Below are 15,785 nucleotides of genomic sequence, written 5' to 3' on the forward strand. Positions count from 1 at the left end.
GGACGTGGCGGGGCGGGCCGGCACAACCGTCAGGTGGCGGGCGGTTCGGCGCCGACCAGCCACATGGAGAAGAACTGCGAGCCGCCGCCGTAGGCGTGTCCGAGTGCTCTGCGCGCACCGGCGACCTGGTGGTCGCCGGCCCGGCCGCGCACCTGCAGCGCCGCCTCGGCGAAACGGATCATGCCGGAGGCGCCGATGGGGTTGGTGGACAGGACGCCGCCGGAGGGGTTGACCGGGAGGTCGCCGTCGAGCTCGGTGACGCCGGACTCGGTGAGCTTCCAGCCCTCCCCCTCGTCGGCGAAGCCGAGGTTCTCCAGCCACATGGGTTCGTACCAGCTGAAGGGGACGTACATCTCCACCGCGTCGATCTGCCGGCGTGGGTCGGTGATGCCGGCCTGGCGGTAGACGTCGGCGGCGCAGTCCTTGCCGGCCTGCGGGGAGACGAAGTCCTTGCCGGCGAAGAGGGTGGGCTCGCTGCGCATCGCCCCGCCGTGCATCCAGGCCGGCGGGTGCGGGGCGCGCGCGGCGCCGGCCCGGTCGGTGAGGATCATCGCGCAGGCGCCGTCGGAGGAGGGGCAGGTCTCGGAGTAGCGGATCGGGTCCCACAGCATGGGTGAGGCCTGGACCTTCTCCAGGGTGATGTCGTGTTCGTGGAGGTGGGCCCAGGGGTTCTTGAGGGCGTTGCGGCGGTCCTTGTAGGCGACGAGGGAGCCGACGTGGTCCGGGGCGCCGGTGCGGCGCAGGTAGGCGCGGACGTGCGGGGCGAAGAAGCCGCCGGCGCCGGCGAGGAGCGGCTGCTGGAAGGGGACGGGGAGCGAGAGGCCCCACATCGCGTTGGACTCCGACTGCTTCTCGAAGGCGAGGGTGAGGACCGTGCCGTGGACGCGGGCCGCGACGAGGTTGGCGGCGACGAGCGCGGTGGAGCCGCCGACCGAGCCGGCGGTGTGCACCCGCAGCATCGGCTTGCCGACGGCGCCGAGCGCGTCGGCGAGGTAGAGCTCGGGCATCATGACGCCCTCGAAGAAGTCGGGCGCCTTGCCGATGACGACGGCGTCGATGTCGGCCCATGTCAACTCGGCGTCCGACAGGGCGCGTTGGGCCGCCTCGCGGACGAGTCCGGCGATCGACACGTCCCGCCGCGCGGCCACGTGCTTGGTCTGGCCGATGCCTACGACGGCCACGGGCTCCTTGCTCATCGGGGATCCCCTTCGAGGACGGCGACCAGGTTCTGTTGCAGGCAGGGGCCGGATGTGGCGTGGGCGAGGGCGCGGTCGGACGCGCCGCGGTGGATGCGGGCGGCGGCCTCGCCGATGCGGAGGAGGCCGGCGGCCATGACCGGGTTGGCGGCGAGCGCCCCGCCGGACGGGTTGACGCACACCTCGTCGCCGAGCCGCAGCGCCTTGCGCAGGACGACCTCCTGCGCGGTGAAGGGTGCGTGCAACTCGGCGGTGTCGACCGGCCGTTGGAAGGCTCCGGCCTTCTCGGCGGCCAGCCGGGCGGACGGCGAGTCGGTCAGATCGCGGACGCCGAGGCCGTGCGCCTCGATGCGGTGGTCGATGCCGCGGATCCAGGCGGGCCGGGCGCACAGCTCCCTGGCCCGGTCCCCGGCGGCGAGGATCACCGCAGCGGCGCCGTCGCCGATGGGCGGGCAGTCGCCGGTGCGCAGCGGCCGTACGACGTAGTCGCCGTGCGGCACCGGACCGCGCAGCTGGGCATGGGAGTTGGCGGCGGCGTCCGTGCGGCTGCGGGCCCCGATCGCGGCGAGGGCGGGCTCGTCCGTCTCGCCCGCGTCGATGAGCGCCTGTGCCTGGAGCGCGGCGAGCGCCACGGAGTCCGGCCAGAGGGGTGCGACGTAGTACGGGTCGAGCTGGCGGGTCAGGACGTCGCGCACGGAGCCGGGTGAGGACTTGCCGTACGCGTAGACGAGGGCGGTGTCGGCGTCGCCGGTGAGCAGTTTCGTCCACGCCTCGTACAGGGCCCAGGCGCCGTCCATCTCGACGTGCGACTCGGAGATCGGCGGCCAGGCGCCCACGCCGTCGAGGGCCATGGTGAAGGAGAAGGCACGGCCGGCGAGGTAGTCGGAGGAGCCGGAGCAGGTGAAGCCGATGTCGCTGGTCCTCAGGCCGGTCCGGTCGAGGACCTCGTGCAGCACCGGGAGGAGCATCTCCACCTCGGAGAGCTCGTCGCTGGTGCGCCGGTGGCCGGTCTGGGCGAAGGCGACGACCGCGATCTCACGCGTCACAGCAGCTCCTTGTAGGTGTCGTACTCCGCGTCGGGTTCGCCGGTGGGGCGGTAGTGGTCGGGGTAGCGGCCGCCTTCGGTCCACACCGGCTCGACGCGCAGGCCCATCCGCACCTGGTCGTAGGGGATGCCGGCGATCCGGCCGTGCAGGGCGAGGCCGGCGCCGTCCAGGGCGATGTGGGCGTAGACGTAGGGGACCTCGATGTCCAGGTTCTTCGCTTTGATGTTGACGATGCAGTAGGTGGTGACGGTGCCGCGCGGGCCCACCTCGACCTGCTCGGAGGTGGCGATTCCGCAGGTGGGGCAGGCGCCCCTGGGCGGGACGTACACCTTCCGGCAGGACGGGCAGCGTTCGCCCACGGTCCGCCGCTCGGAGAGGGCGTGGATGTAGGCAGTCTGGGCGCGGCCGGGCGAGTAGACGTAGTCGAGGCGGGCGGGGGCGACGATGCCGGTGACCGGGTCGGTGAACCCGCCAGTGTGGTGGGTGGGTTCGGCCGGGTCGCCGTCGTACGGTTCGAAGCAGGCGAGGTCGGTGATGGCGCCGGTGCGTTCCGCCGCCCAGCGGACGCGGACCCGCATGCCGGTGTGTACGGCCTCGGGGCCGGGGGCGTCGAGGGCGTGCAGCAGGGCGGTGTCGGCGCCGTCGAGGCGGACCAGGACCCAGGCGAAGGGGGTGCCGAGGGGCTGGCCGCGGCGGGGCTCGGGGTTCCAGGCCCAGGTGGTGACCGTGCCGGTGGGGGCCACTTCGACCAGGCCGCCGCGGCCGCCGATCTCCTCGGCGGTGACGGGGTCGTACTCGACGGGCGGGACCAGGGTGCGGCCGTCGCGGGTCCGCACGCCGAGGACGACGCGTTCGCGCAGTCCGGTGAGGAAGGCGCTCTGGACGGGTCCGAGGGAGCGGGTGAAGGGGAATTCGACGACGAGCGGGGCTTTGAGGACTGCGGGCATCACGGGCTCCTCGGGGTCAGGCGCGCTTGTACACGGGCGGTCGCTTCTCCGCGAAGGCGCGGGCGCCCTCCTTGGCGTCGGCGGTGTCGAAGACCGGCCAGCCGCGGGCGAGTTCGGCGGCGAGCCCGTCGGACTCGGTCATCTCGGCGGTCTCGTACACCGACGCCTTGACGGCCTCCACCGCCAACGGCCCGCAGGCGTTGATCCGCTCGGCGATCTCCAGGGCCTTGGTGAGTGCCGTGCCGTCGGGGACGACATGGCCGATCAGGCCGATGCCGGCGGCCTCGCGGGCGGTGTACGGGCGGCCGGTGAGCAGCATCTCCAGGGCGTGGGTGCGCGGGATCTGGCGTTGCAGGCGGACCGTCGAGCCGCCGATGGGGAACAGTCCGCGCCTGACCTCGAAGAGCCCGAAGGTGGCGGATTCGCCCGCGACGCGGAGGTCGGTGCCCTGGAGGATCTCGGTGCCGCCCGCCACGCAGTGGCCCTCGACGGCGGCGATCACCGGTTTGCGGGGGCGGTGGTGCCGCAGCATCGCCTTCCAGTGCAGGTCGGGGTCGGCGGTGAGCCGGTCGCGGTACTGCTGCCCCGCCATGCCCTTGCCGGCCAGGGCCTTGAGGTCCATCCCGGCGCAGAACGATCCGCCGGCGCCGGTGAGCACGATCGAGCGGATCGCGTCGTCCTCGTCGGCCGCCACCCAGCCGTCGTGGAGGCCGACGAGCATGGGGAGCGAGAGTGCGTTCTTGGCGTCGGGCCTGTTGAGCGTGAGCACCAGTGTGGCGCCTTCGCGCTGCACGGTGAGGTGTTCGGTCCCACCCATTGCGGTCTCCCGTCTGCAGGAACGAGAACAGGTTGCAGTAGCCGCACGGTGAGTTCAAGGCTTTTCTGACAGGTAGTCAGATTACTTGCGCCGGGCCCCTTCCCTGCTCCTGCCCCGGGCGCTCTAATGACCGCCGGGGTCCGGACCCGCGGGCCTCCCTGCGCCGACGCCGCCCGGTCTGGAGGAGACGTGGAGTACAACCTTGCCGACCTCTTCGAGTCGATCGTGGACACCGTGCCCGATCGCGAGGCCCTGGTGTACCTCGACCACCCGGGGACCGGCGCGGAGCGGCGGCTGACCTACGCGGAGCTGGACCGCGCCGCCAACCGGCTGGCCCACCACCTCGCCGACCGGGGCATCGGCCCCGGGGACCACGTCGGGCTGCACCTCTACAACGGCGTCCCCTACCTCCAGGCGGTGTACGCCTGCCTGAAGATCCGCGCCGTGCCGGTGAACGTCAACTACCGCTATGTCGAAGAGGAGTTGGCGTACCTCTACCGGGACGCGGACCTGGTGGGGCTGGTCTTCGACGCGGAGTTCACCGGCCGGGTGGCCGCCGCCCTGCCGCGGGCGCCGCGGCTGCGGCACCTGGTCCGGGTCGGCACCCCGCCGGACGGCGCCCCCGAACCGGCCCTGGCGCCGGTCGCGCTCGCGGACGCCGAGGCGGCCGGCTCACCGGACCGCGGCTTCGGGCCGCGCTCCGCCGACGACCAGATCGTCATCTACACCGGCGGCACCACCGGGATGCCCAAGGGCGTGATGTGGCGGCACGAGGACCTCTTCTTCTCCGGCATGGGCGGCGGGGCCCCGACCGGCGACCCGGTCGGCCGGCCGCAGGAGCTGGCCGAACGGGTCGCGGCGGGCGGCGAGGGGATCGTCTTCTTCCCCACTCCCCCGCTGATGCACGGCACCTCGGCCCTGACCGCGTTCATCGCCTTCCACTTCGGCCAGAAGGTCGTCCTGCACCGCAAGTACGTGCCCGAGGAGGTGCTGCGGACCGTCGAGCGGGAGCGGGTCACCAGTGTGTCGCTGGTGGGCGACGCGATGCTGCGCCCGCTCGTCGACGCGCTCGCCGGGCCGCTCAAGGGCACCGACTGCTCCTCGCTGTTCAGCGTCAGCAGCTCCGGCGCGATCCTCTCCGAGACCGTACGCGCCCAGTTCACCGCGCTGGTGCCGAACGCGGTGCTGCTCAACAACTTCGGCTCCTCGGAGTCCGGCTTCAACGGCACCGCCACCGACGACTCGGGTCCCGCGAAGGGGTTCCGGCTGCGGGTCAACTCCCGTACGGCCGTGGTCGATCCGGCGACGCACGAGCCGGTGCCGGCCGGCGAGGTGGGGCGGCTGGCGCAGTGCGGTCACGTCCCGCTGGGCTACTACAACGACCCGGCGAAGACCGCCGAGACCTTCTTCGAGGCGCGGGGCGACCGGTGGGTGCTGCTGGGCGACATGGCCACCGTCGACGAGGAGGGCATCGTCACCGTCCTCGGGCGGGGCTCGCAGTGCATCAACTCCGGTGGCGAGAAGGTCTATCCGGAGGAGGTCGAGCAGGCGCTGAAGGCCCATCCGGACGTCTACGACGCGCTGGTGGCGGGCGTCCCGGACGAACGGTGGGGCAACCGGGTCTCCGCGGTGGTGCAACTCCGCGACGGCAGCGGGCCGTTGGACCTGGCCGCCCTCCAGGCCCACTGCCGCACCCGGCTGGCCGGCTACAAGGTCCCGCGCGCGGTGGTCTTCACCGACCGCATCCAGCGCTCCCCGAGCGGCAAGGCCGACTACCGCTGGGCGAAGGCGGTGGCGGCGGGCGAACGGCGGGCGTGAGGGCCGCGACGGCGCGCCCGCCCGTACCGCCCCGGTCGTCGGCCGGGGCCCGGCCGTTCAGCCGGCCGCCCCGCACACCGACGCGAGCGAGCGGGCCAGGGCCACGGTGTGCAGCGGGTCCAGGTGGCGGGCGTGGCGCACCCGGGCGCCGGCCACCGTCAGCAGCGGGTGGCAGGACGGTGCCGAGCGGGCCGGCGCGGAGGCGGCGATGGCGCGGACCAGTTCCGTGTTGATGCGGTTGATCTCCTTGCGGACCTCGCCCAGGTCGGGGCGCTCGGCCGGGGCCTGGGAGGGATCGGCCTCCCAGCGGCGGTGCAGGCCACGCTGCACGATCTTGTTGGCCTCGATCTGGTCCCGGAAGATCCGCACCGTCGCGGCCGGGTCGGCGCCGAGCTGCCGGGCCTGCTCGGCCACCGCGTCCAGCACCTGCTGCTCGCGGGCCGGATCGTCGATCGGGCCGCCGGTGCCCCACTTCGCCGCGGCCACCAGGTCGCCGGTTGCCAGCCGCTCCGCGGACAGCGCGGCGAGCGGGCGGAGCGCGGCGTACGGGGAGTGCGCCCGGGCGACGGCCGGGGCCGCGGGTGCGGGGGCAGAGGCAGGGGCCGCGGGGGCGGCGACCGCACCGCCGGCCCCGGTGAACAGCAGGGTCGCGGCGGCGCCGGCGATGAGCGCGCGACGCGTCGAGAGGGTCAGCTGCACGGTCGGCCTTTCTGGAACGTCCGGGCGGCCGGGGGGAGTTCCCCCGGCGGGCCGTACGCGGGGAGGCGTACGGCCGCGAGCCTAAGGGACGGGCGCGCCCGCCGGCCCCGGGTCCGCGCGGCCGGCTACCGCGGGGGCGGCAGGAACGAGGTGACCGCGGCGAGGAATTCGCCCGGGCGGTCCTCGTGGACGAGGTGGCCGGCGCCCTCGACGGTCACCAGGCGGGCGTCGGGGATCAGCGAGGCCATCCGCGCGAGGTGGTCCTGGGGGATGTGGCTGGTGGGGCCGCCGGCGATGACGAGGGTGGGGGCGGTGATCCGCGGCAGGCACTCCCACCACTGCGGGTCGGGGGCGTTGCGTTCGGCCACCACCGCCGTCTTGGCGCGCCAGTCGAAGGCCTGCGGGCCGGCCGGTTGCTCCGGTGCCTCCTGCGGCGGGTCGGCGGGGAGCGGCGGGGCGGCCTCCTCCAGGACCAGCCGGTCCACCAGCTCGGGCCGGTCGGCGGCCACCAGCAGCGCGGTCAGCGCGCCGGACGAGTGGCCGACGAGGGTCACCCGCTTCAGCCCGAGCGCCTGGAGGAAGCCGGTCGCATCGTCCCGCCAGCGGGCGAAGCCGTACTCCCCCGGCCAGTCGCTGTGCCCGTGGCCGCGCTGGTCGAGGGCGAAGACCTGGTGGGTGCCGGCGAGCCGGCCGACCACACCGCGCCAGTCCTCGCCGTCCTCGCCGAGGCAATGCAGCAGCACCACCGGGGGCGCGTCCTCCTCTCCCCACACCCGGTACGCCAGCCGAACGTCACCTACCTGCACTTTCCGGACGTCACTCATGCGCTGGACGCTACCCGGGGGCAGGCTGCGGCACGCCCCTTGACGTGTTCGCCGCACGCTGATTACTTGGATCAGCATGCAGCTACCGAATGATCGGTAGGGAGACGAGGCGGTGACACCCCATGCCGGAAGCGGCCACGGGCAGGGCGACGGACAGCACGGCGTTCGACGACGCGGAACGGCTCGCGCCGGACGCCCTGCGGGACCTCCAGCTGACCCGGCTGCGCGCTTCGTTGCGCCATGCCTATGACCACGTGCCCTTCTACCGTGCGGCGTTCGACCGGGCCGGGGTCCGCCCCGAGGACTGCCGGACGCTCGGTGACCTGGCCCGTTTCCCGTTCACGGTCAAGGACGATCTGCGTGCGCAGTACCCCTTCGGGATGTTCGCGGTCCCCAAGGAGGAGGTGCGGCGCCTGCACGCCTCCAGCGGCACCACCGGCCGCCCGACCGTGGTCGGCTACACCGAACGCGACCTCGCCCACTGGTCGGACGTGGTCGCCCGCTCGATCCGCGCGGCCGGCGGCCGGCCCGGCCACACGATCCACATCGCCTACGGCTACGGGCTGTTCACCGGCGGGCTGGGCGCGCACTACGGCGCGGAGCGGCTGGGCTGCACGGTCGTCCCGGCGTCCGGCGGGATGACCGGCCGGCAGGTGCAGATCATCCAGGACTTCCGGCCCGAGATCATCATGGTCACGCCGTCCTACATGCTCACCCTGCTGGACGAGTTCGAGCGGCGGGGCATCGATCCGCGGTCGACCTCGCTGAAGGTCGGCATCTTCGGTGCCGAGCCCTGGACCGAGCAGATGCGCCGGGAGATCGAGGAGCGGTTCGCGATCGACGCCGTGGACATCTACGGGCTGTCGGAGGTGATGGGCCCCGGGGTCGCCCAGGAGTGCGTGGAGACCAAGGACGGGCTGCACATCTGGGAGGACCACTTCTACCCGGAGGTGGTCGACCCGGTCACCGGTGAGGTGCTGCCGGACGGTGAGCACGGCGAGCTGGTCTTCACCTCGCTCACCAAGGAGGCGATGCCGGTCGTCCGCTACCGCACCCGCGATCTGACCCGGCTGCTGCCGGGCACCGCCCGGCCGGCCTTCCGCCGGATGGAGAAGATCACCGGACGCTGCGACGACATGATCATTCTGCGCGGGGTCAACCTCTTCCCGGCGCAGATCGAGGAGATCGTGCTGCGCACGCCCGGTGTCGCCCCGCACTTCCAGCTGAGGCTCACCCGCGAGGGCCGGATGGACCAGCTGACCGTACGCGCCGAGGCCCGCCCCGATGCCGGCCCCGAGGCGCGTACGGCGGCCGTGGGGCTGATCGCCCGCGGGGTGAAGGAGGGCATCGGGGTCTCGGTCGCCGTGGAGATCGTCGATCCGGAGACGCTGGAGCGCTCGGTCGGCAAGATCAAGCGGATCGTGGACGCCCGGCCGCGGGACCCCGCGTGACCGCTCAGGTCATCTCCGGGTCCCCCTTGATCAGGGCGAACGGGGCGCCGGCCGGGTCCGTGACCATCGCCAGCCGGCCGACGCCGGGGGCGGTGGTCGGCGGGATGAGGACCGTGGCGCCGTGGTCGAGGGCGGCGGCGTAGGTCGCGTCGCAGTCGGTCACGCCGAAGTACGGGTGCCACTCCGAGGCCGAGCCGGCCGCCAGATTCTCCTCCGCCAGCTGCAGCACGCCGCCCTGGCCGGTGTCCTCGCCCTCGCCGCCGCCCGGCGAGGAGACGATCGAGTAGAACCGGTCGCCGCCCATCGGCATGTCCTGGAAGCTCCAGGAGAACACCGAGCGGTAGAAGCCCTTCGCCATGGCCACGTCGGTGGTGTACAGCTCCGTCCAGCACAGGGTGTTCGGCTCCATGACCCGCTCCAGGCCCGGCACGTCGCCGGGCTGCCAGACCGCGAAGTCGGCGCCGGTGGGGTCGGTGTAGCCGGCCAGCCGGCCGGCCGTGAAGACGTCCATCGGCGGGACCCGCACCGCGCCGCCGGCCTGCTCCACCGCCTTGGTCGTGGCGTCCGCGTCGGTGGTGTGGAAGTACGCCGTCCACGCGGGGCTCGCGCCCTCCTCGGTGAGCGGGCCGACGGCGCCGACGGTCTTCCCGTCGAGCTGGAAGAAGCCGTAACCGCCGGACTCCGGGCCGGCGGACGCGAAGCTCCAGCCGAACACGGCGGAGTAGAAGGCGACGGCGGCGTCGACATCGGGCGTCCCCAGGTCGAGCCAGTTGGGGGAGCCGGGGACGTAACGGGTGGTCAGCATGGTGTCCTCCGTCGTACGGAACGAGACGTGCAGGGCCGTCGGCCGGCTGTTCCCCGGCCACGTTTTCAGCATGGCAGGGGGCACTGACAGTCGCCCTCCGCACACGTCCCGCGCGCCGTACGATGCGCCGCGCGGCCGACGGCTCAGGACGCCGCGAACCGTTCCCGGAGCTCCCGCTTGAGGACCTTGCCGCTGGCGTTGCGCGGCAACGCGTCCACGAACACCACCCGTTTGGGGGCCTTGAACGGCGCGAGCCGGGCCCGGGCCGCCTCGATCAGCTCCTGCTCGCCGACCGCTCCCCCCTCCGGGCGCCGCACCACCACGGCGGTCACCGCCTCGATCCACCGCTCGTCCGGCAGCCCGATGACCGCGACCTCGGCCACCTGGGGGTGGGCGTAGAGCGCGTCCTCCACCTGGCGCGAGGCGACCAGCACGCCACCGGAGTTGATGACGTCCTTGACCCGGTCCACCACGGTGAAGTAGCCCTCCGCGTCCCGGACGGCCAGGTCCCCGGAGTGGAACCAGCCGTCGCGGAACGCCTCGGCGGTCTCCTCGGGCTTGTCCCAGTAGCCGGTGCACAGCTGCGGGGAGCGGTAGACGACCTCGCCCGGGGTGCCGTCGGGCACCTCCCGGCCCGACTCGTCGACCACCCGCGCCTCGACGAAGAGCACCGGGCGCCCGCAGGAGTCCATCCGCCCCTCGTGCTCGTCCGGGCCCAGTACGGTGGCCAGCGGGCCGATCTCGCTCTGCCCGAAGCAGTTGTAGAAGGCCAGCCCGGGCAGCCGGGCGCGGAGCCGTTCGAGGACCGGCACCGGCATGATCGAGGCGCCGTAGTACGCCTTGCGCAGCGCGCTCAGGTCGCGGTCGGCGAAGCCGGGGTGCTGCGACAGGCCGATCCACACCGTGGGCGGTGCGAACAGGCTGTCCGCCCGGCCCGCCGCGACCAGGTCGAGGAGCCGCTCCGGGTCGGGCGCGTCGAGGATGGTGTTCTCCGCGCCGACCGCCAGATACGGCAGCAGGAAGACATGCATCTGCGCGGAGTGGTACAGCGGCAGGGAGTGGACCGGGCGGTCGGTCTCCGCGAGGTCCAGGGCGGTGATCGCGCTGACGTACTCGTGCACCAGGGCGCGGTGGGTCATCATCGCGCCCTTGGGCAGTGCGGTGGTGCCGGAGGTGTACAGCAGCTGGACCAGGTCGCCTTCGTCCGGCGCCGCGGGGTCCGGGGCCGCGGGCGCGGTGCGCAGCCGGACCAGCAGCGAGTCGTCGGTGTCGCGCAGCGGCAGGACCCGCGCGGAGCCCGGCAGCCGCCCGGCGAGCTGCGGATCGGCGAGGACGAGGGAACTGCCGGACTGCTCGACGAGGTAGCGCAGTTCGTCGCCGGTGAGGTGGTGGTTCATGGGGACGTGGATCAGTCCGGCGCGGGCGCAGCCGAGGAAGCCGATGAGGTAGGCGTCGGAGTTGTGGCCGTAGGAGCCGACCCGGTCGCCGGGGCGCAGTCCGGACCCGCGGAGCACCGCGGCCGCGGCCGACACGGCCTCGTCGAGCTCCCGGTAGGTCCACTCCCGGTCGCCGTACCGGACCGCGGTGCGGTACGGCACCCGCCGGGCGCTCCGCCGCAGGATCCCGTCCACCGTGCTGCTGCGCACATCAGTCATGGCGGGATCCTGCGGGCGGCCCGGTGCGAGGTCAAGTACCGCTACACGGCTCGCTCCCGGCCCTCCCAGTAGGGGTCGCGGAGCCTGCGCTTGTACAGCTTGCCGTTGGGGTCGCGCGGCATGACGGCGATGAAGTCGACCGACCTGGGCCGTTTGTAGCCGGCGAGTCGGCGCTCGCAGTGCGCCAGGATGTCGGCGGCCAGAGCGGGCCCGGGCTGCTGGCCCTCGGCGGGCTCGACGACGGCCTTGACCTCCTCGCCCCAGTCGTCGTGCGGGATGCCGAAGGCCGCGGCGTCGGCGACGGCGGGGTGGCCGAGCAGGGCGGATTCGATCTCGGCGGGGTAGATGTTCACCCCGCCCGAGATGATCATGTCGATCTTGCGGTCCCGGAGGAAGAGGTAGCCGTCCTCGTCGAGGTATCCGAGGTCGCCGACGGTGAAGAAGTCCCCGATCCGGTTCTTCCGGGTCTTGCCCTCGTCCTTGTGGTAGCGGAAGCCGCCGGTGGTCATCTTCATGTAGACGGTGCCGAGTTCGCCGGGCGGCAGGCGGTTGCCGTCGTCGTCGAAGACGGCCAGTTCGCTGATCGGCCAGGCGCGGCCGACCGTTCCGGGTTTCTTCAGCCAGTCCTCGGCGGTCGCGAAGGCGCCGCCGCCCTCGCTCGCCGCGTAGTACTCCTCCACGCAGCCGCCCCACCAGTCGATCATGGCGCGTTTGACGTGGTCGGGGCAGGGCGCGGCGCCGTGGATGGCGTGCCGCAGCGAGCTGACGTCGTAGGCCGCCCGGGTCGCCTCGGGGAGCGCGAGCAGGCGGTGGAACTGGGTGGGCACCATGTGGGTGTGGGTGCAGCGGTGCCGGTCGATGAGGGCCAGCATGCCCTGGGGGGTCCACCTGTCCATCAGGACGACGCGGTGGCCGAGGTGCAGCGAGGCGCCGGCGAACTGCAGGACGGCCGTGTGGTAGAGCGGTGAGCAGACCAGGTGGACGTTGCCGTCGAACGGCCGGATGCCGAAGATGCCGAGGAATCCGCCGAGATGGGCCTGCTCGGGCGGGGTGCCGGGCAGCGGGCGGCGGATGCCGCGCGGCCGTCCGGTGGTGCCGGAGGTGTAGTTCATCACCCAGCCCAGCGTCCGGCCGTCGGGCGCCGACCCGGGCTGCCCGTCGAGGAGTTCGCGGTACGGCCGGAAGCCGTCCGCGGTGCCGACCAGATAGCGGCGGCCGGCCGGCAGCTCCGCCTCGTCCGCCGCCTGCCGGGCCGCGTCGGCGAACCGCTCGTGCGCGATCAGCACCTTCGCCCCGGAGTCGGCGACGATCCAGGCGATCTCCGGGCCGATGAGGTGGTGGTTGACCGGGACGAGGTAGAAACCGGCCTGGGACGCGGCGAGGTAGGCGGTGAAGAACTCCACGCCGTTGGGGAGGACCACGGCGAAGGCGTCGCCGCGTTCCAGGCCGGCCGCGCGCAGCCCGTGGACCAGCCGGTTGCTCGCGGCGTGCAGCCGGCCCGCGGTCCACTCCTCGCCGTCCGGGGCGATCAGCACCGTGCGGTCCGGGTCGGCGGCGGCCTGTGCCCAGAAGCCGTTGGGCGGTGGGGAGTTGGTCATTCCGCTGTCCTCCTCGGGTTCATGCGCGTCCGGCGATGCGGTTGATGCGGTCGATGGCCCGCTCGAAGCCGCGGGTCAGGTCGTCGAAGACGGCCCGGACGCTGCGTTCGCTGGTCATCCGGCCGACGATCTGGCCGACCGGGGTGCCCAGCAGCGGCTCGACCTCGTGCCGCTGGATGCGCGAGTTCGCCTCGGCGACCAGCAGTCCTTGCAGCGGCATCGGCAGCGAGCCGGGTCCGGCCGGGTCGTCCCAGGCGTCGGTCCACTCGGTGCGCAGCTGGCGGGCGGGTTTGCCGGTCAGGGCGCGGGAGCGGACGGTGTCGCCGGGGCCGGCGGCGAGCAGTTTGGCGGTCAGCCGCCGGGAGTGGAGTTCGGCCTCCCGGGTGGTGAGCCAGATCGAGCCGAGCCAGACGCCCTGGGCGCCCAGGGCGAGTCCGGCGGCGATCTGCTCGCCGCTGCCGATGCCGCCGGCCGCCAGCACCGGCAGCGGGTCGACGGCGGCCACCACCTCGGGGGTGAGGACCATGGTGGCGATCTCGCCGGTGTGTCCGCCGGCCTCGTAGCCCTGGGCGACGACGATGTCGATGCCGGCGGCCTTGTGGTGCCGGGCGTGCCGGGGGCTGCCGGCGAGTGCGGCGACCAGGACGCCGTGGTCGTGGGCGCGTCGGACGACGTCGGGGGGCGGGGGGCCGAGGGCGTTGGCGAGCAGGGTGATCGGGTAGTCGAAGGCCACGTCGAGCTGGGTGCGGGCGACCTGTTCCATCCAGCCGGTGATCCGCCAGCCGGACGCCTCGCCCTCGGCGAGCGGCGGTACGCCGTAGGTGTCGAGGAGTCCGTCGACGAACCGGCGGTGCCCGTCCGGGATCATCGCTTCGACGTCGGCCTCGCTGACGCCCGCCACCTTCTTGGCGGGCATCACCACATCGAGCCCGTACGGGAGCCCGTCGGTGTGTTCCTGCATCCAGTCGAGGTCGCGGGCGAGGGCGTCCGGCGCGGTGTAGCGGACCGCGCCGAGCACCCCGAACCCGCCGGCCCGGGTGATCGCCGCGGCGACCGCGGGGAAGGGGGTGAACCCGAAGACGGCGTGCTCCGCGCCCAGCCTGTTGCTCAGCTCCGTCTGCATGCGCGCAGGATGCCGCAGGGCGCCGTACGAGGGAAGAGATTTTCTGATGCAGCGTCAGAAAACTGTCGGTGGGCCCGGCCGGCCCGGGATCGCCGCGCCTTCCCCGGCCGTCACACCACGCCCTCCTCCAGCACCGCCATCGCGGCGTTGTGGCCGGGGATGCCGCTCACCCCGCCGCCCCGCACCGCGCCCGCGCCGCACAGGAGGACGTTGTCGTGGCCGGTGGCCACCCCCCAGCGCGCCGCCGCGCCGGCCGGAGCCTCCGCCTCCGGATCCACGTACGGGAACGCCAGGTCGCGGTGGAAGATGTTGCCGCCCGGCAGGCCGAGTTCGCGGTCCAGGTCGAGCGGGGACCTGGCCTCGACGCAGGGGCGGCCGTCGGCGTCCCGGGCGAGGCAGTCGGCGAGGGGTTCGGCGAGGTGGTTCTCCAGTTCGGCGAGGGTGGCCGCGAGGAGGCGGTCGCGGGTGGCGGCGTGGTCGGCGGTGTCCTCGGCGAACAGCCGCGCGGGGGTGTGCAGCCCGAAGAGGGTGAGCGTCTGGTAGCCGCGGCGGACCAGGTCGGCGCCGAGGATGGAGGGGTCGGTCAGCGAGTGGCAGTAGATCTCGGAGGGCGGGGCGGCGGGCAGGCTGCCGGCGGCGGCCTGCCGGTAGGCCCGTTCCAACTGGTCGTAGCCCTCGGCGATGTGGAACGTGCCGGAGAAGGCCTCCCGGGGGTCCACCCCGGTGTCGCGGAGCCGGGGCAGCCGGGTGAGCAGCATGTTCACCTTGAGCTGGGCGCCCTCGGTGGGCGGCGGCGGCGCCTCGCCGAGGAGGCGGGCGAGTTCCCGCGGCGAGGCGCCCACCAGGACCCGGCGGGCGCCGATCGTGCCCCGCTCGCAGGTGACCTCGGCGGTGCGGCCGTCGGTGGCCAGGGCGGTCACCGGGCAGCCGGTGACGATCTCCGCACCGGCCCGGCGGGCGGCGTCGGCCAGGGCGTCGGTGAGGGCGCCCATACCGCCCAGGGGAACGTCCCAGTCGCCGGTGCCGCCGCCGATGACGTGGTAGAGGAAGCAGCGGTTCTGACGCAGGGAGGGGTCGTGGGCGGTGGCGAAGGTGCCGATGAGGGCGTCGGTGAGGACCACCCCGCGGACCAGGTCGTCGGTGAAGGTCTCCTCGACCAGCTCGCCCAGGGGCCGCTCGAAGACGGCGTGCCAGGTGGCCTCGTCGTCGACCCGGGCGCGCAGCGCGGCGCGGGTGGGCAGCGGTTCGGTGAGGGTGGGGAAGACCCGCTCGGCGAGCCGGCGGGTGGTGCCGTAGAAGCGCTCCCAGGCGGCGAACTCCCGGTCGGAACCGGTGAGTTCGGCGAACGAGCGGCGGGTGCGGGCCTCACCGCCGCCGACCAGGAGGCCGGTGGGGCGGCCGTGGCGCACGGTGGGGGTGTAGGAGGAGACGGTGCGTTTGCGGACCGCGAAGCGCAGCCCGAGGTCCCGCACGATCTTCGGCGGCAGCAGGCTGACGAGGTAGGAGTAACGGGACAGCCGGGCGTCGACACCGGTGAAGGCCCGGGTCGACACGGCGGCACCACCGGTGTGGTCCAGCCGCTCCAGCACCAGCACGCTCAGACCGGCGCGTGCGAGATAGGCGGCGGCCACCAGTCCGTTGTGCCCGCCACCGACGATGACCGCGTCGTACGAAGTCCGTTCCGGCATGCCCCTTGGTAGCACGCGGTGATCGCGGAGGCCAGGTGCACGCGGCTGAAACCTCCACTGCGGGCGGTGCGGCTTCTTGACCGGGTCCGGGGCTGCTCCTAGCGTCCGGCCGTGCTCC

Annotated in this window: 13 protein-coding genes; 2 read left to right on the forward strand and 11 right to left on the reverse strand. The window is 73.4% G+C overall.

Features of this window, described 5'->3' with window-relative positions; genetic code table 11:
• Positions 1-29: 29 nt before the first annotated feature.
• The 4 genes from AB0E02_RS11735 to AB0E02_RS11750 are packed head-to-tail and all read right to left on the reverse strand — an operon-like array spanning position 30 to position 4,006.
• Complete coding sequence (locus AB0E02_RS11735) at positions 30-1,196, reverse strand: thiolase domain-containing protein (RefSeq protein ID WP_362137847.1); 1,167 nt, start codon at positions 1,194-1,196, stop codon at positions 30-32.
• A complete protein-coding gene (locus tag AB0E02_RS11740; protein ID WP_362137848.1) occupies positions 1,193-2,242 on the reverse strand; it encodes a thiolase domain-containing protein in 1,050 nt (349 codons plus the stop codon). The genes AB0E02_RS11735 and AB0E02_RS11740 overlap by 4 nt, the downstream gene beginning before the upstream one ends.
• Positions 2,239-3,189, reverse strand: a complete 951-nt coding sequence (locus tag AB0E02_RS11745) for an OB-fold domain-containing protein (RefSeq protein ID WP_362137849.1) — start codon at positions 3,187-3,189, stop codon at positions 2,239-2,241. The genes AB0E02_RS11740 and AB0E02_RS11745 overlap by 4 nt, the downstream gene beginning before the upstream one ends.
• Positions 3,190-3,205: 16 nt before the next feature.
• Positions 3,206-4,006, reverse strand: a complete 801-nt coding sequence (locus AB0E02_RS11750) for a crotonase/enoyl-CoA hydratase family protein (protein WP_362137850.1) — start codon at positions 4,004-4,006, stop codon at positions 3,206-3,208.
• A gap of 189 nt (positions 4,007-4,195) precedes the next feature.
• Here AB0E02_RS11750 and AB0E02_RS11755 point away from each other — a divergent pair, with 189 nt between their 5' ends.
• On the forward strand, positions 4,196-5,824 hold the full coding sequence (locus tag AB0E02_RS11755; RefSeq protein WP_362137851.1) for an acyl-CoA synthetase: 1,629 nt from the start codon (positions 4,196-4,198) through the stop codon (positions 5,822-5,824).
• 57 nt (positions 5,825-5,881) lie between these two features.
• Here AB0E02_RS11755 and AB0E02_RS11760 read toward each other — a convergent pair whose 3' ends face one another.
• Together AB0E02_RS11760 and AB0E02_RS11765 are read right to left on the reverse strand one after the other, a co-directional pair.
• Complete coding sequence (locus tag AB0E02_RS11760) at positions 5,882-6,523, reverse strand: chorismate mutase (RefSeq protein WP_362137853.1); 642 nt, start codon at positions 6,521-6,523, stop codon at positions 5,882-5,884.
• Between the two features lie 125 nt (positions 6,524-6,648).
• Positions 6,649-7,347 (reverse strand): alpha/beta hydrolase, encoded by a 699-nt coding sequence (locus AB0E02_RS11765; protein WP_362137854.1) that lies wholly within the window; start codon positions 7,345-7,347, stop codon positions 6,649-6,651.
• 122 nt (positions 7,348-7,469) lie between these two features.
• Between AB0E02_RS11765 and paaK the strand changes: the two genes are divergently transcribed.
• Positions 7,470-8,798: a phenylacetate--CoA ligase PaaK gene (gene paaK, locus AB0E02_RS11770; RefSeq protein ID WP_362137855.1), complete on the forward strand. Its 1,329-nt coding sequence runs from the start codon at positions 7,470-7,472 to the stop codon at positions 8,796-8,798.
• 4 nt (positions 8,799-8,802) lie between these two features.
• On the opposite strand, the gene AB0E02_RS11775 is transcribed toward paaK, so the two are convergent.
• From AB0E02_RS11775 to AB0E02_RS11795, 5 genes are all read right to left on the reverse strand, one after another.
• Complete coding sequence (locus tag AB0E02_RS11775) at positions 8,803-9,603, reverse strand: VOC family protein (RefSeq protein ID WP_362137856.1); 801 nt, start codon at positions 9,601-9,603, stop codon at positions 8,803-8,805.
• A 143-nt stretch (positions 9,604-9,746) separates the two neighbouring features.
• Entirely contained in the window at positions 9,747-11,258 is a 1,512-nt protein-coding gene (locus tag AB0E02_RS11780) for an acyl-CoA synthetase (RefSeq protein ID WP_362137857.1), read from the reverse strand.
• A 41-nt stretch (positions 11,259-11,299) separates the two neighbouring features.
• Positions 11,300-12,856 (reverse strand): acyl-CoA synthetase, encoded by a 1,557-nt coding sequence (locus AB0E02_RS11785; RefSeq protein ID WP_362137858.1) that lies wholly within the window; start codon positions 12,854-12,856, stop codon positions 11,300-11,302.
• 19 nt (positions 12,857-12,875) lie between these two features.
• Entirely contained in the window at positions 12,876-13,979 is a 1,104-nt protein-coding gene (locus tag AB0E02_RS11790; protein WP_362137859.1) for a nitronate monooxygenase family protein, read from the reverse strand.
• Between the two features lie 110 nt (positions 13,980-14,089).
• Complete coding sequence (locus AB0E02_RS11795; RefSeq protein WP_362137861.1) at positions 14,090-15,667, reverse strand: NAD(P)/FAD-dependent oxidoreductase; 1,578 nt, start codon at positions 15,665-15,667, stop codon at positions 14,090-14,092.
• Positions 15,668-15,785: the final 118 nt, after the last annotated feature.

Source organism: Streptomyces sp. NPDC048196, assembly GCF_040652715.1.
Lineage (GTDB): Bacteria > Actinomycetota > Actinomycetes > Streptomycetales > Streptomycetaceae > Streptomyces > Streptomyces siderophoricus.